22 protein-coding genes are annotated in these 23677 nt (G+C 35.1%); 18 read left to right on the top strand and 4 right to left on the bottom strand.

Annotation, left to right across the window (positions count from 1 at the left end; translation table 11 throughout):
• Positions 1-59 precede the first annotated feature (59 nt).
• Entirely contained in the window at positions 60-3209 is a 3150-nt protein-coding gene (locus TR08_RS13265; RefSeq protein ID WP_045518817.1) for an Ig-like domain repeat protein, read from the top strand.
• 266 nt (positions 3210-3475) lie between these two features.
• On the opposite strand, the gene TR08_RS13270 is transcribed toward TR08_RS13265, so the two are convergent.
• Both TR08_RS13270 and TR08_RS13275 read right to left on the bottom strand, forming a co-directional pair.
• Positions 3476-4111 (bottom strand): WecB/TagA/CpsF family glycosyltransferase, encoded by a 636-nt coding sequence (locus TR08_RS13270; RefSeq protein WP_052427452.1) that lies wholly within the window; start codon positions 4109-4111, stop codon positions 3476-3478.
• A 143-nt stretch (positions 4112-4254) separates the two neighbouring features.
• On the bottom strand, positions 4255-5505 hold the full coding sequence (locus TR08_RS13275) for a glycosyltransferase family 2 protein (RefSeq protein WP_045518821.1): 1251 nt from the start codon (positions 5503-5505) through the stop codon (positions 4255-4257).
• Positions 5506-5740: 235 nt separating this feature from the next.
• On the opposite strand from TR08_RS13275, the gene TR08_RS13280 reads away from it, so the two are divergent.
• Both TR08_RS13280 and TR08_RS13285 read left to right on the top strand, forming a co-directional pair.
• Positions 5741-5929 carry a hypothetical protein gene (locus tag TR08_RS13280; RefSeq protein WP_045518823.1) on the top strand — a complete coding sequence of 63 codons (189 nt, stop codon included), beginning with the start codon at positions 5741-5743 and terminating at the stop codon, positions 5927-5929.
• Positions 5904-6134 carry a hypothetical protein gene (locus TR08_RS13285; RefSeq protein ID WP_045518824.1) on the top strand — a complete coding sequence of 77 codons (231 nt, stop codon included), beginning with the start codon at positions 5904-5906 and terminating at the stop codon, positions 6132-6134. Before TR08_RS13280 ends, TR08_RS13285 begins: the two co-directional genes overlap by 26 nt.
• Before the next feature lie 56 nt (positions 6135-6190).
• Here TR08_RS13285 and TR08_RS13290 read toward each other — a convergent pair whose 3' ends face one another.
• The gene (locus tag TR08_RS13290; RefSeq protein ID WP_045518825.1) at positions 6191-7402 is read right to left on the bottom strand and encodes a C40 family peptidase; all 1212 of its coding nucleotides are present in this window, start codon (positions 7400-7402) and stop codon (positions 6191-6193) included.
• Between the two features lie 177 nt (positions 7403-7579).
• Between TR08_RS13290 and TR08_RS13295 the strand changes: the two genes are divergently transcribed.
• Positions 7580-7735 carry a hypothetical protein gene (locus tag TR08_RS13295; protein ID WP_193747739.1) on the top strand — a complete coding sequence of 52 codons (156 nt, stop codon included), beginning with the start codon at positions 7580-7582 and terminating at the stop codon, positions 7733-7735.
• Positions 7736-7768: 33 nt separating this feature from the next.
• On the opposite strand, the gene TR08_RS13300 is transcribed toward TR08_RS13295, so the two are convergent.
• On the bottom strand, positions 7769-8530 hold the full coding sequence (locus tag TR08_RS13300; protein ID WP_045518827.1) for an SGNH/GDSL hydrolase family protein: 762 nt from the start codon (positions 8528-8530) through the stop codon (positions 7769-7771).
• Between the two features lie 417 nt (positions 8531-8947).
• Between TR08_RS13300 and TR08_RS13305 the strand changes: the two genes are divergently transcribed.
• From TR08_RS13305 to TR08_RS13370, 14 genes are all read left to right on the top strand, one after another.
• A complete protein-coding gene (locus TR08_RS13305; RefSeq protein WP_045518828.1) occupies positions 8948-9700 on the top strand; it encodes a YveK family protein in 753 nt (250 codons plus the stop codon).
• A complete protein-coding gene (locus TR08_RS13310) occupies positions 9690-10394 on the top strand; it encodes a CpsD/CapB family tyrosine-protein kinase (RefSeq protein ID WP_045518829.1) in 705 nt (234 codons plus the stop codon). The genes TR08_RS13305 and TR08_RS13310 overlap by 11 nt, the downstream gene beginning before the upstream one ends.
• 103 nt (positions 10395-10497) lie before the next feature.
• Positions 10498-11262: a tyrosine-protein phosphatase gene (locus tag TR08_RS13315; protein ID WP_045518830.1), complete on the top strand. Its 765-nt coding sequence runs from the start codon at positions 10498-10500 to the stop codon at positions 11260-11262.
• A gap of 319 nt (positions 11263-11581) precedes the next feature.
• Positions 11582-13408: a polysaccharide biosynthesis protein gene (locus tag TR08_RS13320; RefSeq protein WP_045518832.1), complete on the top strand. Its 1827-nt coding sequence runs from the start codon at positions 11582-11584 to the stop codon at positions 13406-13408.
• Between the two features lie 75 nt (positions 13409-13483).
• On the top strand, positions 13484-14377 hold the full coding sequence (gene galU, locus TR08_RS13325; RefSeq protein ID WP_045518834.1) for a UTP--glucose-1-phosphate uridylyltransferase GalU: 894 nt from the start codon (positions 13484-13486) through the stop codon (positions 14375-14377).
• 121 nt (positions 14378-14498) lie between these two features.
• On the top strand, positions 14499-15203 hold the full coding sequence (locus TR08_RS13330; protein ID WP_081954472.1) for a sugar transferase: 705 nt from the start codon (positions 14499-14501) through the stop codon (positions 15201-15203).
• A gap of 19 nt (positions 15204-15222) precedes the next feature.
• Positions 15223-16047 (top strand): aldolase/citrate lyase family protein, encoded by an 825-nt coding sequence (locus TR08_RS13335; RefSeq protein WP_045518836.1) that lies wholly within the window; start codon positions 15223-15225, stop codon positions 16045-16047.
• Between the two features lie 14 nt (positions 16048-16061).
• Entirely contained in the window at positions 16062-17036 is a 975-nt protein-coding gene (locus TR08_RS13340) for an acyltransferase family protein (protein WP_045518839.1), read from the top strand.
• The gene (locus TR08_RS13345; protein ID WP_045518840.1) at positions 17033-17968 is read left to right on the top strand and encodes an NAD(P)-dependent oxidoreductase; all 936 of its coding nucleotides are present in this window, start codon (positions 17033-17035) and stop codon (positions 17966-17968) included. Before TR08_RS13340 ends, TR08_RS13345 begins: the two co-directional genes overlap by 4 nt.
• Positions 17969-18453: 485 nt before the next feature.
• Positions 18454-18819 carry a hypothetical protein gene (locus TR08_RS32970; protein ID WP_238579132.1) on the top strand — a complete coding sequence of 122 codons (366 nt, stop codon included), beginning with the start codon at positions 18454-18456 and terminating at the stop codon, positions 18817-18819.
• Positions 18820-18827: 8 nt separating this feature from the next.
• Entirely contained in the window at positions 18828-20039 is a 1212-nt protein-coding gene (locus tag TR08_RS13355; RefSeq protein WP_045518841.1) for a glycosyltransferase family 4 protein, read from the top strand.
• Positions 20040-20306: 267 nt separating this feature from the next.
• Entirely contained in the window at positions 20307-21104 is a 798-nt protein-coding gene (locus TR08_RS13360; RefSeq protein ID WP_045518842.1) for a glycosyltransferase family 2 protein, read from the top strand.
• Between the two features lie 223 nt (positions 21105-21327).
• Positions 21328-22599, top strand: coding sequence for an O-antigen ligase family protein (locus tag TR08_RS13365; protein WP_045518843.1), 1272 nt, complete (start codon positions 21328-21330; stop codon positions 22597-22599).
• Positions 22596-23669: a glycosyltransferase family 2 protein gene (locus TR08_RS13370; protein ID WP_045518845.1), complete on the top strand. Its 1074-nt coding sequence runs from the start codon at positions 22596-22598 to the stop codon at positions 23667-23669. The genes TR08_RS13365 and TR08_RS13370 overlap by 4 nt, the downstream gene beginning before the upstream one ends.
• Positions 23670-23677: the final 8 nt, after the last annotated feature.

The following is a 23677-nucleotide window of genomic DNA, read 5'->3' on the forward strand; positions in this document are numbered from 1 at the left end:
ACATAGTAGTAAAGGAGGGTACTAGTTAAGTAGAGAATAAAGAATAAGGAGGGTTATGTTTGAGGAAAAGAACCATTATTATTAGTGTTTTGTGCTTATCATTGTCTCTCCCTGTCGGTGTTTTGGCAGAGACCAATGGAGCACAAATTCCACAATCTATAAAAGTGGAGAGTAAAGTAACAGCGGCAGTAGATTCTACCTCTATTGTAACGGTGGCAGATGATTTCTTCGGACCGGTTCTGGAAAGTGCAACTGTCAGCCCAGCCTCAGTAGGAGTAGGTGACACCATTACGATTACTGCTCAAGTTTCTGACGAAAGTGGTGTGGCAGCGGTAGTTGCTTATTTGAATCTACCAAATGGAAATGGGTACAAAAAACTTCCATTAGAGCTTGATGCCGAGTCAGGGGCATGGAAAGGTACATATACTATCACGAATTTAGATCAACAAGGTACCTGGATAATAGATTTTGATTTGTTGGACGCCGTAGGAAATTATACCTTTGGTGACGACAATGATACCCTTCAAGTAAATAATCCAAATGGTGGTGACTCTGTTGCGCCAACTTTAGAGGAAGTGGTCGTCTCTCCTCTAGCTGTAGGGGTAGATGAAGAGGTCAGCATTCGGGCAAAAGTAAATGACAATAATGCAGTGGATTCCGTATATGCAGCTGTATACACGGCAGATAGTACTGGTTATTATTATTTACCTCTAACCTTAGATGAAACCAACGGTGAGTGGGTAGTCAGTCATTATTTTAGCGAAAACGATAAGTCGGGTCCATGGTATATCGATATTCAGATGTTTGATACAGCTGGGAACTTTGATTGGGTAGTACTCGAAGAAGAATTAGTATTAACCAATCCTTTTAGTGACTTTACAGACCCAACGATTGGTGCACCTAACATTACACCGAAATCCGCCTCTCCAGGTGAGAGTGTTAAGCTATCCGTTCCAGTGAGTGATTCACAATCGGGTGTAAGCTCCGTCTATGCTGAGTTTTCACAGATAGACTCCCCGAGTGAAGTCTATCTTCGACACTTAACTCTTGACCAAGCATCAGGAGAATGGGTCGTTGATTTCAACATAGGTTCTGGTTTCCAATCTGGAGTATGGAATGTGGTTATTCATTCTACCGATATGGCAGGAAACAGCGGTTTTAAAGAATACCCTGCAGCCTTTGATGTCATCAATAATGAAGGTGATTTTGACGCACCAATTATTTCTAATGTACAAGTGACTCCACAGGGTGATGTCCAGATTGGTGATACTGTTACGGTTACGGCCAATGTAAGTGACAATGTAGGAGTAGATTCTGTAAGAGCCACTTTTTACAGTCAAGAGGGATCGCAATTTGTTGAAATGAGTTACGATGCAGCAAAGGATCAGTGGACTGGAAACCTTTTGGTACAAGAAACGACGGCACCAGGTTTCTATTCGGCTAGCATTTCGGCCTTTGATACATCATTTAATTTAGCTTTTGTAGATGCAGAAGGTGGCTTTACGGTTGTGAATCCTGAAGGTGATTATACAGGACCGGTCATTTCAGCTGTTGAGCTTGATAAAACAGAGGTGAATGCAGGTGAGCAGGTCACGATATCGGCAACGGTTGAAGATTCAGAGTCAGGTGTAGCTTCTGTGACAGCAAACTACTATGAAAATGAAAGTGTCACTTTAACGTACGACAGTACCCTTAATAAATGGGTAGGTACGATTACGGTTCCAACGAATGTTCCTGACGGAGAAGTCATTAAGATTAATTTTATTGATGCGGTAGACATTAAAGAAAATCAAACAGTACAATTCATTGATGCTGTTTCATTCCTAGTCCATAACCCAGATGGTGATTTTACAGCGCCGGTAGTAGAAAGCTTTGCGATGTCTCCAACGACTGTAAAGCCAGGAGAAACCGTGCACTTTGAAGCAAAGCTCGTAGATGACAAATCTGGAATGAAATCTGCAACTGCCTATTTGTATAATGGTACCGATCCGAATGTAACTAGTATTGTCTTAACGTCTGGAGCAAACGATGTATGGACCGCAGATTATGTAATTCCAGCCAACTCTGGATTAGGCGCCTATTCAGTAAGTTTAGATTTTGAGGACAATGCAGGGAACAGGGTCAATGCAACCATCTCTGAAAAGCTGACCGTTGTAGAACCATCGGTGGAATCTGCAAAATATGATGAAGCTCTATGGTACTATCAAAATAACAACCTCTATAATGCGGTATACTTTGCAGGTGCTGCAATAAATGAAGGAGACCGACGTCCAGAAGTTCAAGAATTGATGAACGATGCAGCACAAGCATTATTGGATGAAGCGGTAAGCGGTGTTAATGCTGAAAATGCATATAATTTACTCATCTCAACAACAGGTGTCCCAGCTGCGATCAAAGAAGCAGCCCAAGCGAAATTAACACCTGAAGTGAACTCACCAAACTATTTAGAAGCCGCTTGGTATTATGACAATAAAAACTATTACAACGCGGTGCACTTCGCAGGTGCAGCCATTGCTGAAGGCGATACAAGTGCGAAAGTCCAAGAGTTGTTAAACAGCGCAGCACAGGCATTAGTAGCTGCTGCTCCAGGCAAGAGCTCAGGAGAGGCACAAAATGATTATAATCTACTCATCTCAACAACAGGAGTCCCAACCGCGATCAAAGAAGAAGCTACTACGAAATTATCATCTGAAGTGAAATATGCAGAAGCGAATTGGTACTATGAAAATAGCAACAATTACAATGCGGTATACTTCGCAGGTGCGGCCATTGAAGAAGGCAATGCTCGTCCAGAAGTCCAAGAGTTGTTAAACAACGCTGCCCAAGCGTTATTGAATGCAGCTCCGAGCAAGAACTCTGGAGAGGCGCAAAATGATTATAATCTACTCATCTCAACAACAGGAGTCCCAACCGTGATCATAGAAGCAGCCTCTGCGAAATTATCTTCTGAAGTGAAATATGCAGAAGCGGCTTGGTACTATGAAAATAGCAACAATTACAATGCGGTATACTTCGCAGGCGCCGCCATCACCGAAGGCAACGCTCGTCAAGAAGTCCAAGACCTCATGAATAGTGCGGCCCAAGCATTATTTAATGCCGCTGCCACCAAGACCGGAGCAGAGGCCTTAAATGACTATTGGTTACTTGTAAATACGAATGGAGTACCAGGGGATATTAAAGCAGCAGCACAAGCTAAATTGCCACAATAATAAGTAGAAAAAGCTGAATCCAACAAAATGGATTCAGCTTTTTTACATGAAAATTGATTGAAATGGTGCTTAAAATCGAGTACGGAGACGTTTTTTAAAATACCTTTTTTCATAAAACCCATCTTACCTGCCTACTTGTCATAAGGGCAGAATAAAGTAGCTGAAAAATCCAGGCGGCAGCCTGGATCAGGTATAGCTTATCAGCGGTTCCTAAACATATCAGCGAAACCAGGATACTTATCAGCAAAAACCTATTTTGGGTGCCGCTAGCTCTTTTTTTCAATGACTTTCCGTTTGGCTACGATGGTATTCAGAGCAATGTACTCTTTCAATATCTCAAAAATAAACGAGAGTAGCTTGGGGATTAAAAGGATTCTACGAGGTTTTTTTACGATTCGGTATAGCCATTCTAGCTGCATGTCAATCCATCTCTGAGGGGCACGCTGATCCAAACCAGACATAACATCAATTGATCCACCAACTCCAATAAAAAGACCTCTACTAAACTTATCGATGCTTTCATAAATCCATTTTTCCTGTCTAGGACAGCCCATTGCTACAAAAATCAAATCAGGCTGGGTTTCCTTGATTTCTTCAATAATATGACCATCATTTGTGAAATAACCATGATGATAGCCTGCCATAACGAGGTTAGGATATTTCTCTACCATATTGCTACTAGTTTTAGAAACAATCGCAGACTTAGAACCTAGTAAATATACCTTCCATTGATGTTGATTAGCCAATTGAAGCAGTTCAGTCATGAGGTCAAACCCAGTAATTCTCTCCTTTACTGGTCTTCGCAGCCACTTGCAAGCCTTCACAATTCCAATTCCATCAGGGGTGATATAATCTGCTTGATGAATGATTTCTTTATACAGAGGACTTTTGAGTCCCTGCATATAGATAACAGGATTAACCGTTACAAGGAAGGTCTTTTGTTGCTGAGAGATTCTCTCTTTTAGTTCACTAAGTAAATGGTGGAAAGAGAGGTTATAAAGATTTAGGCTACTTAAAATGAGAATCCCCCCAGACTTCCTATATATTAACTACTCTTTTTTAAATGCATTTCTTCTAAAGAAACATTTTTAGAATGGTCCGTACGCACCCATGTTTTATTTTGAGAGGTTATAAATGCCCAAATAAAAAGCGGTACGTAACTATAATTGAAAATCAGAAGGCTAATAATCGCTTTGACTTTATTGATTCTTTTTGCGGAATCAAAGGCAGTTGCTAAGGCAACATAAACGAAGTTATAAACTAAGAACGTTAACCATAACCAGACGGGCATACTAACATGTTGAATTCCAAGACCATTGGAATAGAAAGAAAAAATCAGCATAAGACTTGTTAAGGTTGCTAAGATGATTTTCCCTGGATTTAATAGATACATAACACCGTCTAAGGCTCGAATATCCAGTTTTCTAATAGAGCGCCATAATAATGGTAGGGAATATTTAAAACAAACATCCCAGTGGCCGCGTGCCCATCTTAACCTTTGGACACAAGAAGAAACAAAGCCTTCTGGTTTTTCATCATATACTCGAGCATGATGACACCATTTCGCAGGAATTCCTCTTAAAAGACACTGCATAGTAAACTCTAAATCCTCTGTTAAGGAGCGAGCCGTCCAGCCTACCTCTTCCAAGAGATGGGTGTCAACACAGAAACCCGTTCCGCCAATGGCATTACCGAGACCAAGTCTAGACTTGGCCAATTGCCAAGAACGGTTCATATAATAATAACTAGTTGCGTAGGAGAGGGTTACCCAATTATCATTAGGATTCTTTGAATCTAAATAACATTGGATTAAGCGATCACCTTTTAGCAAATGATTATTCATTTCTTTTAAATAGTTAGTAGTAACCAAATTATCAGCATCAAAAAAGGCAATTCCATCGTATTTCTTGGTTAGATCATCACCCAAGACATCAATCGCATATTTAATCCCATAAGGTTTTCCTCTAAGTTCACCTGGCTTACTAAAATGCTCGATGACTCCCGCACCAAGCTCTCTACTAATTTTTGCCGTATCATCCGTACAATTATCAGCAATGACAAATACATCATAAAGTTCCTTTGGATAATCTAAATTCAAGAGATTTTCTACTAAATTACCGACTACCTTTTCCTCGTTATGTGCGGGTATAAGTAAGATAAATCTCTTCTGAGGCATTTTGTCTCTTATCTTTTTCGCCCTACCAAATCCAAAGAAACTAATGATCATCCAATAGGCCCAAAAGAATAAAAGAACAAACTGAACAATCAGGAATATGTACTCTATTGCTGTATTCATTACATCCTCCTTTAGGTGTTACTTGTAATAATGTATTGTAAAATATATACAATTTAGGCTATTATAACATGTATTAGTACCTATAAATTAGAAAATTCGGAATTGTCGAAACAATATTGCGGTAATAGTATTAAATTGTAGATTTTAGACGAAAAGGTCCAGTTATTGAATCATTTTGGAAAAAAAGGAATCAAAATTTGATATTTTAAGATAGATATTTGTGGGGATATAGTGAATGAAAAGAAGAGTATTGCCGATAGTTCTAATTGCTCTAACGCTTGCCGGGGCTGGTATTACATATTATACAATCGACAAAAATCCTTCAATAAAGGACAATCCAGAAATAAGCAAAACGAAGGATACCCCCGAAGAAAGTATCATTGTAGACAAAAGTCCTGTTGAATGGGGAGGTTGGAGCGGTTGAAGAAGATGGCAATAAAGCGGAATGGATAACAAAAATGTTCAATGATCTTCCAACAAAGTATTCAAATATCAAAATGGTCGTATGGTTTGATCATATACATCCACCGTATGATTTACGCATTAATACTTCGCTAGCGAGCTTAGCTTCCTTTCAAAATGGAATGAATCAATCCTTTGTGATAAAACAAATTCAAGAGACAAAATAAAATGCAGTCAACTGAAAAAGCCAGGCAACCTGCCTGGCTTCAAGTTTATAAAAAGATTAATAGAATCGTTTAAAACCATCAAAGTGTGCTGTGTAGTAAGGGTTTGAAAGATTTGCAATTGATACACCCTTTTTCTCATCGGCATGGATGAATTGGTTAGCACCTATATAAATACCAACATGGGAGATTCCCTTTTTATATGTATTTTCGAAAAAGACAAGATCGCCTGGCTGTGGCTGGTCGACGTAGAAGGTACGACTGTAGTAGCCTTCTGCTGAATAGCGGCCCATTTTCTTGCCTGCTAGATTTGCCGCATAGTAGATAAAGCCGCTGCAATCAAAGCCATTTAACGAGGATCCACCCCATGCATAAGGAATGCCCATGACGCTTTGTGCTGCATTGACAAATGCAGTTGCAAATTCTCCAGTTGGTGGTGTTACTACCTCAGCCTCACCAACAACCTTCAGTACTTGACCAACATAAATCATATGAGAATTTAGACCGTTTATACCCATTAGTTCCTGAAGAGTCATTTTATACTGTTGTGATATGCTACCTAATGTATCACCGCTTTTTACGATATAATCACTAGTTTGCACTGGATTAACAGGAGGTGCTACAGGTGTTGTGGGAGGCGGAGGTGTCACTACTGCCTGTGCCGTTACACTTAATTTTTGCCCAATATAGATCCTATCCGACGACAAGTTGTTTAGATTCTTTAATTCTTGAACACTCATTTTATACTGTAAACCGATTTTACTTAGCGTATCACCATTTACCACTGTATAGACTGCAGTGGCTGAAGTATCAGCAGGTGGTGTAGTTGGAGTCTCAACAGGCGGTGGAGTGACTGGCGTTGTAACGACAACTGAAACCTTTAGTGTTTGTCCAATATAGATCCTGTCTGAGTTTAACCCATTAAGAGATTTCAACTCCGCAACTGTCGTACTAAATTCCTTGGCGATTTTGCCAAGGTAATCACCGTTTTTGACTACGTAATCACTAGTAGAAGTAGGTGCAGGAGCAGGAGCAGTTACTTCAGGTTGGATTGGTTCGTCAGTAACCTTAAGTGTTTGATTGACGTAAATCATATCCGTCGTTAACCCGTTTAAATTCTTAATTTGCGGTACGGTTGTTTGATATTTTGAGGCAATTTTTGATAGTGTGTCTCCCTTTTGAACTGTATATGAACTCGCATACGCAGAACCTGCAAAAACAGTCGAAAGAAGGGCAGCAGTCGAAACACTGCGAACAATCGTCTTTTTCATCCTCAGATCACCTCTACTATTCTGGTATTTTAAACATATTCTACCATAATTCCCCTTAAAAACCGTAAAAAAATTACACAAAATATACAAATCTCAAATTTTGACAATATATTTACAATTATGAAGAAGTTTAGTAGAATGGGCGAAAGGAATGCGAAGGGAGGAGAAATTTACCAAATGGGGGAAAAGGATAACAAAGAAGAGTTTTCTGTAAATGAGTTCTCTGCCATTGTTAAAAAAGCATATGATCGTGGTAAAAGTGATGATGGGATGACAGTCCAAAAGCTACTTGTTGATTTGAAACATGACCTTTTGAAGTTAAAGGTTCAATAATATAGAGAAAAAAGGGGCAAACTAGGATTAAAACTAGTTTGCCTTTTTGTTAATAAAATAATCAATAAGGAACTGTGCCCAAACCTGGTAGCCCTTTTCGATGGGACTACTTTGATCCTTATTTAAATAATCTTTAATTTCCGGATTGTCGATGGATGGCCAAGCAGTCCAGTGGTCGAGATATGTTAAGTTGTTTGCAGTTGCATATTCCTTTAATGCTTCCACTTGGACGGAATAATACTTCGGAAGATAGAATGGGAACGATGGCTGCAGGATAAAGGTGGTGTCAGGGTTTTCAGCCTTAATGTCCTCGATCATCTTCGTTAAGTTGGCTAAAGTTACATCTATCTTAAACTTGCCATTGTCGTTAAATAGAAATGGTTCAATGACTACGAGATTTGCTTGTTCAGCGGCAAGTTCTAGCTGCTTATTTTCAGCAATTATTTCCTCTGTTGTCAGATCATATGTATGCTGTGCAGTAATAATCCTTTCACTGCCAAAGCTTTCTGTTAGACTTTGAGTAACGTTCTTCTCCCAATCCATTGCGCTAGAGCCTACAAAGAGGATTTTATAAGGCTTCTCAACTTCTAAGGCCAACTTTAGTTGTTCCTTTGCTGCTTCCGGCCAATTTTCAGCCAGTGCCAGATAGTTCGTATGATTAGTCTCACTAGATTCTTGTGGTATTTCAGATTCAACAACTGCCTTTACAGCAGTTTGCTGATTCCAATGAAGATGGCTATAAGCAAGTATACCTATACATACAATGGACCAAGCAGCTGTTAAAAAATATTTCATTCTTATACCTCCAAATGCATTTCTTCTATTATTATAGCAAACACACATAAAGAAATTTAGACAGATTTAACAGAATCTACATATTTTTACAAAAAACATGGTATTATTGTTTTGGTAAATACAAATTCCTACATATTCATAAACAAAAAAGTAATCAAAATCGATTAGTTGAATATTTTTCCAGTTGCTAAATACCTAAATATGTATGTAAAAGTTATGTTAAATTTACTTCAAACTTCAATGACTGAGTCATCATTCTAGTAAAATGTATCTATTAAAACCAATTTGTTACAAATAATGTATAAATACCTATAACAGTAAAAATAAATATTCATCATTCGACACAATGCGACAAAAACCGACATACATTCATGATATAATACTCTTATTTTGAATGAGCATATACAGGAGGATATTATGGAAGAAACTATTAGTTTAAAAGAGTTACTAGCGACGTTGAAAAAGCGGCTGGTTATGATAATTCTCATTACAATGACAGCTGGTTTAGTGAGTGGTGTCATTAGTTACTTTTTTCTAACCCCAATCTATCAAGCTTCGACACAAATTCTCGTCAACCAGGCAAAAAGTGAACAGTCAATATACAGCCCAAGTGAAGTTCAAACCAACCTTCAATTAATCAATACCTACAATGTTATCATTAAAAGTCCTGCGATTCTCGACAAGGTAATCGTTCAATTAGGACTAGATATGACTGCAGGACAATTAAATGAAAAAATTACTGTCGGCAGTGAAAAGGATTCACAGGTTGTGAATATATCCGTTCAAGACCCAGATGCAAACATGGCGGCAAACATAGCGAATAAAACAGCAGAAGTGTTTCAAACAGAAATTGTTAAAATTATGAGTGTAGATAATGTAAGTATCCTTGCAAAAGCAACGGTAGCGGAAAATCAATCTCCGATTAAACCGCAGCCAGTAATGAATGTAGCGATTGCCATTGTTGTTGGACTGATGGCAGCTGTGGGACTAGCATTTTTATTGGAGTACTTTGACAATACAATTAAAAATGAACAAGATATTGAAAAAATATTAGAACTTCCAATACTAGGTGTCATAGCGCAAATTGACGACCAAAAGATGGAAGAGTTAAAAAAACGTAAGGCAGCAGCAACAAGAACGGCAGGAAGAGGTGAGACTTATGGTGTTTAAGAGAAATAAGAAGGTTAAAACAACAGATCCAAGCAGAAAGCTTATTGCAAATCTAGACCCAAAGTCACCGATTTCGGAGCAATACAGAACGATTCGGACAAATATTCAATACTCCTCTATTGATAAGGAACTTAAAACACTAATGGTTACCTCTTCAGGTCCAGCCGAGGGTAAATCAACAACAGCTGCAAACCTTGCAGTCGTTTTTGCTCAGCTTGGGAAAAAAGTATTGCTTGTAGATGCAGACCTTCGTAAACCAACCGTTCATCGAACCTTTGGTGTCAGTAATTTATTCGGTTTTACAACGGTATTAACTAAGCAAGCAACTCTTGCTAGTGCAGTTCTGGAAACAGAAGAGAAGGATTTATATATCTTAACAAGCGGACCGGTTCCTCCGAACCCTGCAGAGTTATTAAGCTCGAAATCAATGGAACAGTTTATTGAAGAAGCCAATGAACAATTTGATTATGTCATTTTTGATACACCACCGTTATTAGCGGTGGCTGACCCGCAAATTCTAGCGAATAAGGTCGATGGTTCCATTTTTGTTGTCTTTAGTGGCAGAACAGAAATTGACCAAGCTAAAAAAGCAAAGGAATTGCTCGAAAGTGCACAAAGTAAATTGGTTGGTGTTGTTTTAAACCATAAAGAATTGAAGAATAATGATTATTATTATTATTATGGTACAAAATAACTAATTTTCGACAAAATCCACCCCTTTACCTAGAATTTCGACGATGTTACGATGAATATTGTCATAGGAAAATAATAATTAGTTGGAAAGAGAGTGTTGCCCCATGATCGATTTGCATTGTCATATATTGCCTGGTGTTGATGATGGTGCACAGTCGCTTTCCGATAGCCTTAACATGGCGAGGATGGCTGTTCAACAGGGTATACATAGAATTGTAGCAACACCACACCATTTGAATAACTCTTATGAAAATCCGAAGCAATCTATTATTGATAGAGTAAAAGAGTTAAATGAGGCTTTAGCTATAGAAAATATTGAGTTAGCGGTATTACCTGGACAGGAAGTGCGGATACATGGTGAAATGCTCGGAGGATTTGAGGCAGGAGAAATCCTGCCAGTTAATCACACACCGTATATACTAGTAGAATTTCCATCAAACCATGTGCCTAGGTATACAGAAAAGCTGTTTTATGACCTGCAGATGAAAGGCCTCATACCTGTAATTGTCCATCCCGAACGGAATCAGGAAATCATTGAACGTTCGGATTTACTCTATCAGTTAGTTAAAAAAGGAGCATTGACGCAAATCACAGCGGCAAGTGTTTGCGGAGACTTTGGTAAGAAAATTAGGAACTTCTCCCTGCAATTAATTGAAGCAAATCAAACTCACTTTATTGCATCAGATGCTCATAATATTACAAATCGTAGCTTTAAAATGAGAGAGGCCTTTGGCGTTATTGGTCAAAAGTATGGGAATGAAATGGTCTGCTACTTTGAAGAAAATGCAGCTCTCGTTACAGAGGGTATGCATGTCTACAAAGAGGACCCAGAGCGAATTAAGAGGAAAAAGCTATTTCATTTATTTTAAAAACAACTAAGCCGATGAGAATGAATTACAATAAAAATGCATTTTTCAGGCTTAACCCCCTGAACGGCGAGGCTCCCTGTCCGTTATCTATGGAGGCACTCGATTATGCTGTGGGAGGGAAGACATACTTCCTATCCTTAGACGCCTGTCGTCAATAGCATGATGTGAGGAAGGGTTAAATGCCTGGTTATAAAAAAAACAGTAAAAATAATAATATCTAATGAAAGATCAGGAGAAGTGACAACTGAGTTTCCATTAGATATTTATTTTTTTGTCAATTTAGTTTAACCAAATAAAGAGATAAAGGGGGAATGTTCAGGTGACATATAAGAAAAGATTAACTACACTCTCTATAATGGATTCTATTATTATGTTAACAGCTATCTACATAAGCTATTGGACTCTAAATCCTACGATTCATATTTTTGAAGTTCCAATGCTGCCTGTTACGGCGATTACCTTATTTTTGTGCCATCATTTATTTGCTTCCGTTTACCATCTTTATAATAAGGCCTGGCAATATGCGAGTGTCGGCGAACTTATTGCGATTGTTAAAGCAGTTACGTTTTCGATTGCAGTGACATCTGCAATGCAGATGATTGTTTTTCATAATACGTATGTAAGAGCATTACTTATTACCTGGATGCTGCATGTGCTATTAATTGGTGGTTCGAGGTTTTCTTGGAGAATGTTCCGAGACAATATTATGAATAAACAAAAGAATATCAAGAAAACACTGATCATAGGTGCTGGTTCAGGCGGAACGATGGTGGCACGTCAGTTACTGAACAACCATGAAATCGATTTGAAGCCTGTTGCATTTATAGATGATGATCCAAAGAAATACAAATTGGATATTCTCGGAATTCCTGTGGTTGGTGGTTCGTACCGAATTGCAGAAACAGTTGAAAAATACGAAATTGATAACATTGTCATTGCGATTCCTTCTTTAAAACAAAAAGAGTTAAATCGCATTTTCGAGGAATGTGCGAAAACGAAAGCAAAAACACAAATTATTCCCAAACTAGAGGATCTAATGACGGGGAAAATCTCAGTCAATCAATTCCGTGAAGTTCAAGTTGAGGATTTATTAGGAAGAGATCCAGTAGAGTTAGATATTGGCAGTATCTCTGAATATGTATCAGGCAAGACCGTGTTAGTAACCGGTGCAGGGGGATCAATTGGTTCAGAAATCTGCAGGCAAATATGCAAGTTCAATCCTATAAAAATAGTTTTGGTTGGTCATGGTGAAAACAGCATTTATCAAATCGATATGGAACTCAAAAAGCACTATCAAGAGCAAATTGAGATTGTTCCAGTGATTGGTGATATACAAGATCGGTCAAGGGTGTTTGAGGTGATGGAAGAACATCGACCATTTGTTGTTTATCATGCTGCTGCACATAAGCATGTGCCTTTGATGGAATATAATCCTCGAGAAGCAGTTAAGAATAATGTGTTCGGTACGAAGAATGTTGCTGAGGCAGCTGATACCTTCGGTGTTAGTACATTCGTATTAATTTCTTCGGATAAAGCCGTGAATCCTCCGAACGTAATGGGAGCAACGAAGCGCTTTGCGGAGATGATTATTCAGAATCTAGCAAAACACAGCAACACGAAATTTGTTGCTGTTCGGTTTGGAAATGTACTCGGCAGCCGTGGGAGTGTAATTCCTTTATTTAAAAAGCAAATTCAAGCCGGTGGACCGGTTACGGTTACACATCAGGATATGACACGATATTTCATGACCATACCAGAAGCCTCTCGTCTTGTAATTCAGGCAGGGTCTTTAGCACGCGGTGGAGAGGTTTTTGTCCTTGATATGGGTGAGCCGGTTAAGATTGTTGACCTGGCGAAAAACGTGATCAAGCTTTCTGGCTATACAATAGAAGAAATCGGAATACATTTTACTGGACTCCGTCCCGGAGAGAAGATGTATGAAGAGCTGCTGAATGAGAATGAGGTTCATCCTGAAAGTATTTTCCCTAAAATTCATATAGGGAAAGCGAATGTACTTCAGGCTGAGGTGCTAAGTAAGTTAATTAGCGGACTATTAGAGATGTCTGAAGTGGAAATGCATGATACATTGATTGCGGTTGCTAATAATAAGTTTGATCATTCACCTGTGTTGGCTACGGCGAAATAGGATATTGGATTAAAAGATTAATAGATGTAAACCTTTCGGTTTGATTATAAAAAAGTTTTTAAAGGTGGAATGAATATGAAAAAGGTACGAAAAGCGATAATTCCAGCTGCAGGGCTTGGAACTAGATTTTTACCGGTTACAAAGGCAATGCCAAAAGAAATGCTGCCAATTGTTGATAAACCAACAATTCAATATATTGTCGAAGAAGCTATTGCATCAGGAATTGAAGATATCATTATCGTTACTGGAAAAGGTAAACGGGCAATTGAAGATCATTTTGATTTTGCACCAGAGTTAGAGCAAAACCTTCTTGAAAAAGGGAAGTTAGATTTACTAGATAAAGTTCGATACTCAACTAATTTGGCAGACATTCATTATATACGTCAAAAGGAACCTAAAGGGTTAGGACATGCGGTTTGGTGTGCGCGTAATTTTATTGGTGATGAGCCTTTTGCGGTTCTACTTGGAGATGATATTGTTCAAAGTGATTCGCCTTGCTTACGACAATTAATGGATATATATGAAGAAACTCACTCATCAGTGATTGGGGTGCAAACTGTGCCTGATAACGAGACACATCGGTATGGTATTGTTGAACCTTCTGTGCAAGAAGGTCGAAGATACCAGGTTGATAATTTTGTGGAGAAGCCTGCACCGGGAACTGCACCTTCTAATCTAGCGATTATGGGACGTTATATTCTTACACCTGAGATTTTTATGTTTTTAGACAAACAACAAGCTGGTGCTGGTGGAGAGATTCAATTGACAGATGCGATACAGAGATTGAATCAGATTCAACGAGTGTTTGCTTATGATTTTGAGGGAAAGAGATATGATGTGGGGGAAAAAATTGGGTTTGTAAAGACTACTATTGAGTTTGCGTTGCAGAATGAGGAAATTAAGGAAGAATTATTTGATTTCCTATTGCAAATAGTTAATAGTTTGGTCGATAAAGAAGCAATCTTATAAGGCATAAAGGAAAATAAGTACAATAATAAAAATTTCGAATATAATGAAAATCTTACTTCAAAAGGAACAAGGATGGACAGTATTTTGAATTCTAAAAAGCTGAAATGGGAGAGTCAGATAGATGGTAAAGAATTTATCTTACCTTAGAGTAAAAAGAATATTAGATTTTATTTTATCATTAACTGGACTAATTGTTTTATCCCCAATTCTTCTGGTTACAGCCATCGCAATAAGACTTGAATCAAAGGGTCCAGTGATATTTAAGCAAGAAAGATTAGGATTAGGTGGAAAGACTTTTAAGATTTATAAATTTCGTTCTATGTGTGTAGGGGCTGAGAAAAGTGGAGTTTACTCTGCTAAAGGTGATGCAAGAGTAACTAAGGTTGGGAAATTTATCAGAGCAACAAGTATAGATGAATTTCCTCAATTTTTTAATATCATAAAAGGGGACATGTCCATTATAGGACCACGACCTACACTTACGTATCATCCATGGCCACTTGAAGAATATTCAGAAGAGCAGCGCAAGCGATTTGATACCCGACCTGGTGTTACTGGATGGGCACAGATTAACGGCCGTAAAGATGTACAGTGGGATAAGAGAATTGAATACGATGTAGAATACGTAAAAAACATCTCATTTATGTTTGACTTGAAAATATTCATTAAAACTATTATTAAAGTTTTGACTATGCAGGATAATGTTAATATTGTTGCAACTGTTAACGAAAACAGTGGTCAGGTTGGTTCTAACCAACACTACACCTTAGATAAATCCCACGATAGAACAAATGGTAAAAAGAATAGTGACGCAAACAATAAATAGAAAGTTGGGATGTATTTTTATGGCTTTAAAGTTAATGTATATAACAAATAATGAAAGAATCGCAAAGATTGCCGAGTCAAGTGGTGTGGATTGGATTTTCATAGACCTTGAGATTAATGGTAAGGAAAAAAGACAGGGCCACCTCGACACAGTAATTTCACGACATCATATAAGTGATGTAAAAAGGATAAAAAATGTATTAACTAATGCAAAATTGTTGGTTCGGATAAATCCGATATATGACGGTTCAGAATACGAAATAGATAAAGTTGTTAATGACGGAGCAGATATTATCATGCTCCCATATTTTTCAACAAAGGATGAAGTTGAAGTATTCATTGAACTTGTTAGAGGTAGAGCAAAGGTATGTCTGTTATGTGAAACCCAGAAGGCTGTTGATAATATTGATGATATCTTAGAACTCAACGGTATTGATTATATTCATATAGGTCTTAATGATTTACACCTAAACTATAATAAAAGGTTTATGTTCGAACTTTTAACAGACGGTACAGTAGAAATGCTCAGTAATAAGTTTAAGGCTATGGGTATCCCTTATGGTTTTGGTGGTATTGCTAGAATTGGTCAAGGGATACTGCCAGCGGAATATGTTATAGCAGAGCATTATCGCTTAGGCTCAAATATGGCTATTTTATCTAGAAGTTTTTATAGAAGTACTAATGAGGAACCTAAAGACGAGATCAATTCGGTTTTTGAAAACGGAGTTCGGGAAATTAGAGACTATGAGAATTTGCTTTTGAATAAAGGAAGAGATTTTTTTAAGGAAAATCAGAGCAAGATAGAGGATATTGTAAAAAAACAAGTAGAACTTATTGGGATTTAAGGCGGGTATTCTTAATGATATTTTTTATTACAGTACTTAGAGCATTGGCAGCAATGATAATAACTAATGCTCACTATGTTGGAGTTTATCCCACAGATTTAATAGCAAATGGCGGATTGTTAGGTGATGTAATTTTCTTTGCTGTTTCTGGATTTTGTCTTGTTAATATTAAAGGAAATTTTATTTCGTGGTACAAAAAAAGGATTATTAGAATATACCCTATTGTTTGGATAATTACTACTCTCTATATCTTGTTAGGTTTTTATTCTTTTAAAGAATGGACTGTAATTGAATACTATCTATATCCTTCCTACTATCATTTTGTTGCATCAATTGTTGTTCTATATATAGCCTTTTATGTTGTTATTAGAACAAAAAAACTAGTAAATAACATCCCAATGGTTATGATAGTGATTTTTATTATTGAATTGCTAATTTATTTATTTCTATATGATAAATCAACTTATCATATTGATACAGTAAGAGAACCAATGATACGTTTTCTATTCTTTCAGTCTATGCTTTTAGGGGCATATTTTAGGATAAACAAAGATAAATTTTTGAACGAGAACAGAGTAATTAATTGGATTACTTTGACCATATTATTTTCTTTGTATTTTGGTTCAAAACTTGCATTTGCAAACCTTGAAGACTTAAGCGAATATCAAATATTGAACCAAGTTGTTTTGTTTGCACTTCTTTACTTTGTATTTAAATGTTTTGCAGGAATTGATAATAAGCTTGTGGCACTACCTCTTAAGATTAAGAATGTTATAAGTTTCATTTCTATAATCACATTGGAAATCTACTTAGTCCAATATGTGATTATTCCAAGATTAACTTTCTTGTTATTCCCACTTAATTGGATTGCAATTACTACTGCTATAATAATATCAGCATATTTATTGCATATAGTTTCAGGTAGGGTTATAAAGGGCATTGAGAAATTTACAAAGAAAGCAACTAACAAAGAGAGGCTAAGCGTATGAACCTTCTTATTACAGGGGCATATCAATACTCAGATGCCCAATTAAATCAGTTGGCTGCCTTAAATTATGACATAACATATGTTCAGGATGAGAGAGTGACGCTTACTATTGATGTTTCGAAGTTTGACGTAGTAGTTTGTAATAGTTTGTTTCTTTATAATGATATAAAGGAATTCACAAACTTGAGATTTATTCAGCTAACCAGTACTGGATTAGATAGGGCCCCACTTGAAAATATTAAAGAAAATAAAATCCAACTTGCAAATGCCAGGGGCGTGTACAGCATTCCAATTGCCGAGTGGGTGATTCTTAAAATTCTAGAACTTTATAAAAATACACGTTTTTTTGAAATTAATCAGAGAAACTCAGTTTGGAAGAAAAGCAGGGAGCTGTTAGAATTATATGGTAAAACTATAGGGATTATCGGTACTGGAAGTATAGGGGTTGAAATTGCAAAAAGAGTTAAGGCGTTTGGGTGTAATGTGCTAGGTCTCAATACAAGTGGTACAAAAAAGGAATTCTTTGATAAATGTATGCAAAGCAGCAGCTTATATGAGTTTGTCAAACAGTGCGATATTATAGTTTTAACTTTGCCACTTACCGACAAAACGCAAAATTTAATTAATTCTGAAGTTTTACGTTCTATGAAAGATGGTGCTATATTAATAAATGTTTCTCGTGGAGAAATCGTTAATGAGGAGGACCTTATTAAGTATATCGAAACAGGAAAACTCAGGGGAGTTGCACTTGATGTCTTTTCAGAAGAACCATTGCCCAATAAAAGCCCTCTTTGGGAATGCCCTAACGTAATACTAACACCACATAATTCTTTTATTTCAGATAATGTATCTAGTAGAATGTTTAACTTAATATATGATAATTTAAGTAGATTTAGAGAGAATAAACCCTTAAATAACTATGTTAATATATAACGAAAAGAGGTTAAGAACAAATAATGCCTATGAAACTCATGTTTATTACAAATGATATTAATATAGCCGAAGCTGCTCAAGACGCTGAAGTAGATCGTATTTTTATAGATTAAGAAAGAATCGGAAAGATTGAGCGTAAGGGCATTTAGACACGGTGATATCTTTTCATGACATTAATGATGTAACCAAGATACGTTCGGTTCTAAACAGATCTGACTTGTTAGTCAGAGTTAATCCTATAAATGAAGATTCAGAATATGAGATTAAGGAAGTTATTACTAGAGGTGCAGATATCGTGATGCTCCCAATGTTTAAAACTCCTCAAGAGGTAACGTCATTTATTAAATATGTGTAAGGCAAGAACATGTTTACTATTAGAAACGACACAAGCTTTAGCTCGTATTGATGAAATACTCGATGTAGATGGAATAGATGAAATACACATCGGTCTTAATGATTTACATTTAGTTATGGGTCTCGATTTTATGTTCGAATTATTAAGTGGTGGAATAGTTGAGTACATCTGCAATAAAATATGGGCAAGAGGAATAGAGTATGGCTTTGGTGGCATCGCAAAACCAGGGCAGGGTATTCTACCTGCTGAGAAAATATTAACTGAACATTATAGGCTAGGTTCACAAATGTTAATCCTTTCACGAAGCTTTATCAACCTTAAAGAATTTAACGATCCTGCAGAAATTCAAAAGATAATAAATGATGGAGTAAGTGAAATAAGAGATTTCGAAGAAAAAATACTAAAATATGATAATGAAAAATTAGAAATAAATAGACAAAACTTAGTAAATATTGTTAACAATATATGCAATAAAATTCCTCTAAAATCAAGGTGAATGACAAAATGAAGGATATCTTATTAGTTACAAATTATGCACAATTTCCTGGGGAGACTGGTAATAGTAGATATACTTATCTTGCTGAAAAACTAGTCCAGAGAGGTTTTGCTGTAGAAATTATTGCTTCTACTTTCTATCATAAAACGAAAAAACAACGAACTTTCTCAGGAACTGATTTGAAAGGTTTAGTTTATAAAACAACATTAATATATGAACCTGGATACTCTAAAAATATTAGTTTGAAAAGGCTATATAGTAATGAAGTAATAGCGAATAATATTATAAAATATTTGAAAGCCCGTAAAAAACCGGATTTAATATACTGTCCATTTCCCCCAATATCGATTGGGCGAAGAGTCGAAAAATTTGCAAAAAAATATAATATTCCTTTTGTTATTGATATTCAGGATTTATGGCCTGAAGCATTTAGAATGGTATTTAATATACCAATAATAAGTGATCTTGTTTTTAAGCCTATGGAATTAACTGCTAATAAAATCTTTAAAAATGCAGATGCTATTGTAGCAGTATCTGAAACATATGTAAATAGAGGATTAAGTGTAAATAAATCCCTAAACGAAGGATTAAGTGTGTTTTTGGGTACTGACTTAAAAAAGTTTGATTCTGTAGAAAATGAATCTAATTTAATTATTAAACCCAAAAGTGAAATTTGGGTAGGATATATAGGCACTTTGGGAACAAGCTACGATATTAATGTTGTTTCTAAAGCAATCAAACTACTCAATGATAGAGGTATAAATAATATAAAGTTTATTGTCATAGGTGACGGACCAAAACGTGAAGAATTTGAAGAATGTGCCAGAAATCTAAATATTAGACATGAATTTACTGGGATGCTTTCATACGAGGATATGATTAAAATGTTAGTATTATGTGACATTGCTGTCAATCCAATCGTTAAGGGAGGAGCTTCAAGTATAATCAATAAAGTGGGCGACTATGCTGCTGCTGGTCTTGCGGTTTTAAATACACAAGAAAGTAACGAATACAGAAATTTAGTGGAACAGTACAATGTCGGACTTAATTCTCCACCAGGTGACATTCTAACTCTTGCTGATAACATGTTAATACTTTATAACAATCCTAATATGAGAGTTCAAATGGGGAAAAATAATAGAGTAATTGCGGAAAAATATTTTGATAGAAGTGTAACATATTTAAAAATAGTTGATTTGATTTCAAATATGATTGATTGAATTATAAAAAATATCTTTTAAAAAAATTTATGAAAGATTGTGATTAAGGCTCTTTTAGAAATGAGTAATAAAAATGAGTCTAAAAAATCATACTTCTTAGAAATTATAAATAACTAAAAAAAATGGGAAGAATTTTTTAAAAAAAGGTGTTTTTACGTTTGAATAAAAATTCAGGTTCCTTTTATTTACAAAGTAATTATTAGTAAAATTTATTCAGTATATTGACCAACACCTTATTTCCAATAAACATTGAATGGAAGAATGCTTATGAAAATAGAAGTGCTTGTTTCAACAATGAATCAAAAAGATATGTCACTTGTCAAAAAAATGAGCATAAAAACAGATACTTTAATTATAAATCAATGCAATAATGTGGAGAATAAAGAAGTACTAATAAATGGAAATAAGATTAGATGTTTATCATATAATGAACGGGGATTAAGTAAAAGTCGAAATCGTGCAATAGAAAACGCATCAGGTGAAATATGTATTATTGCAGATGATGACGTAGTATATCATAACAATTATGAGAAAGTTATTTATGAAACATATAAGAAATATCAGGATGTTGATATAATAGCATTTCAGGTTCCTACTACTAATAAAAAACGTTCAAAAAAATATGGTGATAAAATTAAAAACATCAATTTTATAAACAGCATGAAAATAGCTTCTTTTGAAATAACATTTAAACGACATAGTATAATTAAAGCCGGTGTTAAATTTGATGAATTGTTTGGAGCGGGATCTCAACATTATCGCATGGGAGAAGAAAATATTTTCTTAATGGAATGCTTAAGAAAAGGGCTAAAAATACTATATGTACCCTATGAAATAGGTTTAGTATCTCATGAAGAATCAACTTGGTTCAATGGGTTTAACGAAAAATATTTTTTCGATAAAGGGGCCTGTTTTTATGCTATGTCTAGAATATTTTCAACAATGCTTATAATACAATTTGCAATAAGAAAATATCAATTATACAGTAAAGAAATAAGCTTTTTAAATGCTATAAAGCATATGTTAAAAGGTTTAGATGATTATAAATCGTATTGTAAAAGGTAAATTGCATTAATTCAGTGTAGTTTTTGAAAAGACTTTATTACAAATGACAATCAGGTATTATGGTATCTATAGTAAAAAACACTGGAAACCCATTAGAATATAAAAATGCTATTATATTATAGGGTAATATAAATAATTTTTTACTGTATTATTTAATATTAGTCAAATGTTACTTATAAATGGTTAAGTGATGGATTTCATAAAATTAAGAGAGGCAAACGTAATGTTACAAAATAATAAAGTGAAACTAACTCAAAAAAGTGCGATTGAAAGATATGATAAGTTATTAACTTTTTCATTTTGTCTTTTAGCACTAGTTTACCCCTACTTAAAACATATTAATCCAAATACAAGTTTTGCACTATTTAATGCAATTGTTTCTTTGTTTCCTTTTATATTTATATGGTTTAATACAAAAATTCCATATCATAGAAATTTTGATATGATAAGTCTTGTCGTTATTTTATCTGTTTTTTTAAAGTTGAGTACCTTCTTCCTAAATTTTGAACATTTAGTGGGTGAAGCTTTATTACTTCAATTAGTACACGATACGATTAGTATTTTAAATCTTATATTTATCTATTTTATATTTAGAAACATAAGAGATCAGTACGGCTTGTTAAAAAGAATTCATATATATGTACTTATTTTTGCGGTTCTTTTTTCCATCTATAATATAGTCGAAAATTATTCTTATCTATCATCTATTTCCTCTTTTGAGGCAAGATACCTGATAAACTTTAGCTCCTATTTTACAAATGTAAATGGTTTTGGACTATTCTTATTTTTGTCTTTAATAGCTGGAACCTATGCGCTAGTTGATGAAATTAGGTTTAAAAGAAAACCTAATTTCAAAACGGCAATAATTTTAATAGCTATTTTGTTTATTGCAATGAATTTGGTTTTAACCTTCTCAAGAACGGCAATTCTTTCATCAATTATATTTTTTGTCATTTTTACTACACTTAAAAATAGGCGAATTCATGGGATGTTTATTATATTAGCATTACTAGGTGCTTCATATTTTATAATTCAAATCGATGGGATCTCACGTTTTATTGATGAATATATAATTAAGGCCGATCAAGGGATTTCCGGTAGGGATCTCATATGGTATTATGGATTGCAATTGCTATCAGACAAACCACTGTTTGGATATGGAACAATGTATGGAAGTAGTTTAATTGAGGAATATGCAGGTGTTTCGGGGTACCATAATATGTTTCTTCAAGCCGCAATTGATGGAGGTTTGTTTTGGTTTGTTTTCACCTGTGTATTTATCCTATATTCATTAAAAATTGCTATTCAAGTATATAAAGGAAACTCAAAATATGGTGCATTGGCTATAGCTAGCATTGTATCGATTTTTGCATACGGGATGTTTGAGGGCGAGAAACTTTTTGGTTTTGGATTATTTAGCAATATGTTAACAACATATGGGATTGTTTTGCCGTTAGTCTTAAGAAAACATAAATTTGTGAGGCAGGAAAAATGAATGATACAAAAATAAGTGTAATTATACCAGTGTACAATGCACAAAATACATTAGAAAAATGTGTGGAAAGTATTCTAAATGTAATTCAAGATACTGACGAAATAATAATTATAGATGATATGTCAAATGATAACTCTAAAGAAGTTATAATGAAATTAGAGAATTCTGACAAAAGAATAGTATCATTACTAAAAAAGTTAAACGAAGGTGTATCTGCTGCTCGAAATGATGGTTTTAAACTTTCGACGGGTAGATATGTTTGTTTTGTTGATTCGGATGATTACTGGGATAATGACATGAAGGATGTATTAGGATTGGCAAGAATAAAAGAAAATGACCTTATATGTTATGGTTTAACATATGAATTTCCTAATAATGATTATACTTTATTATCACAGCCTACTATTTGTGGTTTATTTAATGACAAAAGCAGCATCTCTGGTGCCTTATTAGAATATGATTCCAAAAGATTATTAGAATCTCCTTGTAATAAAATATATTCAAAAAAAATTATAGATCAACATAATATTAGATTTCCAATAGGTGTAAGTAATTTAGAAGATTTTGAGTTTAATTGTAAATTTATAGTACAGTGTCGAAATATTTATATATCACATTATGCAAGTTATCACTACGTTTTTTTTGATAATATTACTCTTAGTTCAAAATACAAACCTGATATGTTAAATGCATATGAAAATATTTCAAAGTTAAGAGTAGAGATGTTTTCTGCCTTCGGCTATAACAAAGTTGTTGAAACACATTGTATTTCAAAACAACGAGATTATCTTATACTTTGTTTAAGCAACTTATATAGAGAAGATAGCCCCCTTTCAAGAAAGGAACGTATAAATGAAGTAAATAGAATAAAAAGTATTGGGAGGGTAAAAAGAGTATTCGATTCAAAAGAAGGTGTAAGAAGTTTATATACAAAAATTTTGACAAAAGTAATAAACCGTAAGAGCATTGTATTAATTGATACTACTTGTAAACTAATGTATATAATGCGCTATGTCGGGAAGGGAATTTATACAAAACACATACGGAAAGTCACATCTACTTTTAGATAATATAAACA

This window comes from Neobacillus niacini (genome assembly GCF_000759675.1).
In the GTDB taxonomy this organism is placed as follows: Bacteria; Bacillota; Bacilli; order Bacillales; family Cytobacillaceae; genus Neobacillus; species Neobacillus niacini_A.

What these genes read in the sequence shown, in the direction of transcription:
- TR08_RS13370 (WP_045518845.1), top strand. Translation starts at nt 22,596, where the DNA reads ATGAATGATACAAAAATAAGTGTAATTATACCAGTGTACAATGCACAA.
- TR08_RS13305 (WP_045518828.1), top strand. Translation starts at nt 8,948, where the DNA reads ATGGAAGAAACTATTAGTTTAAAAGAGTTACTAGCGACGTTGAAAAAG.
- TR08_RS13365 (WP_045518843.1), top strand. Translation starts at nt 21,328, where the DNA reads ATGTTACAAAATAATAAAGTGAAACTAACTCAAAAAAGTGCGATTGAA.
- TR08_RS13280 (WP_045518823.1), top strand. Translation starts at nt 5,741, where the DNA reads ATGAAAAGAAGAGTATTGCCGATAGTTCTAATTGCTCTAACGCTTGCC.
- galU (WP_045518834.1), top strand. Translation starts at nt 13,484, where the DNA reads ATGAAAAAGGTACGAAAAGCGATAATTCCAGCTGCAGGGCTTGGAACT.
- TR08_RS13355 (WP_045518841.1), top strand. Translation starts at nt 18,828, where the DNA reads ATGAAGGATATCTTATTAGTTACAAATTATGCACAATTTCCTGGGGAG.
- TR08_RS13290 (WP_045518825.1), bottom strand. Translation starts at nt 7,402, where the DNA reads ATGAAAAAGACGATTGTTCGCAGTGTTTCGACTGCTGCCCTTCTTTCG.
- TR08_RS13340 (WP_045518839.1), top strand. Translation starts at nt 16,062, where the DNA reads ATGATATTTTTTATTACAGTACTTAGAGCATTGGCAGCAATGATAATA.
- TR08_RS13360 (WP_045518842.1), top strand. Translation starts at nt 20,307, where the DNA reads ATGAAAATAGAAGTGCTTGTTTCAACAATGAATCAAAAAGATATGTCA.
- TR08_RS13335 (WP_045518836.1), top strand. Translation starts at nt 15,223, where the DNA reads ATGGCTTTAAAGTTAATGTATATAACAAATAATGAAAGAATCGCAAAG.
- TR08_RS32970 (WP_238579132.1), top strand. Translation starts at nt 18,454, where the DNA reads ATGTTCGAATTATTAAGTGGTGGAATAGTTGAGTACATCTGCAATAAA.
- TR08_RS13345 (WP_045518840.1), top strand. Translation starts at nt 17,033, where the DNA reads ATGAACCTTCTTATTACAGGGGCATATCAATACTCAGATGCCCAATTA.
- TR08_RS13315 (WP_045518830.1), top strand. Translation starts at nt 10,498, where the DNA reads ATGATCGATTTGCATTGTCATATATTGCCTGGTGTTGATGATGGTGCA.
- TR08_RS13295 (WP_193747739.1), top strand. Translation starts at nt 7,580, where the DNA reads ATGGGGGAAAAGGATAACAAAGAAGAGTTTTCTGTAAATGAGTTCTCT.
- TR08_RS13330 (WP_081954472.1), top strand. Translation starts at nt 14,499, where the DNA reads ATGGTAAAGAATTTATCTTACCTTAGAGTAAAAAGAATATTAGATTTT.
- TR08_RS13270 (WP_052427452.1), bottom strand. Translation starts at nt 4,111, where the DNA reads ATGCAGGGACTCAAAAGTCCTCTGTATAAAGAAATCATTCATCAAGCA.
- TR08_RS13300 (WP_045518827.1), bottom strand. Translation starts at nt 8,530, where the DNA reads ATGAAATATTTTTTAACAGCTGCTTGGTCCATTGTATGTATAGGTATA.
- TR08_RS13275 (WP_045518821.1), bottom strand. Translation starts at nt 5,505, where the DNA reads ATGAATACAGCAATAGAGTACATATTCCTGATTGTTCAGTTTGTTCTT.
- TR08_RS13310 (WP_045518829.1), top strand. Translation starts at nt 9,690, where the DNA reads ATGGTGTTTAAGAGAAATAAGAAGGTTAAAACAACAGATCCAAGCAGA.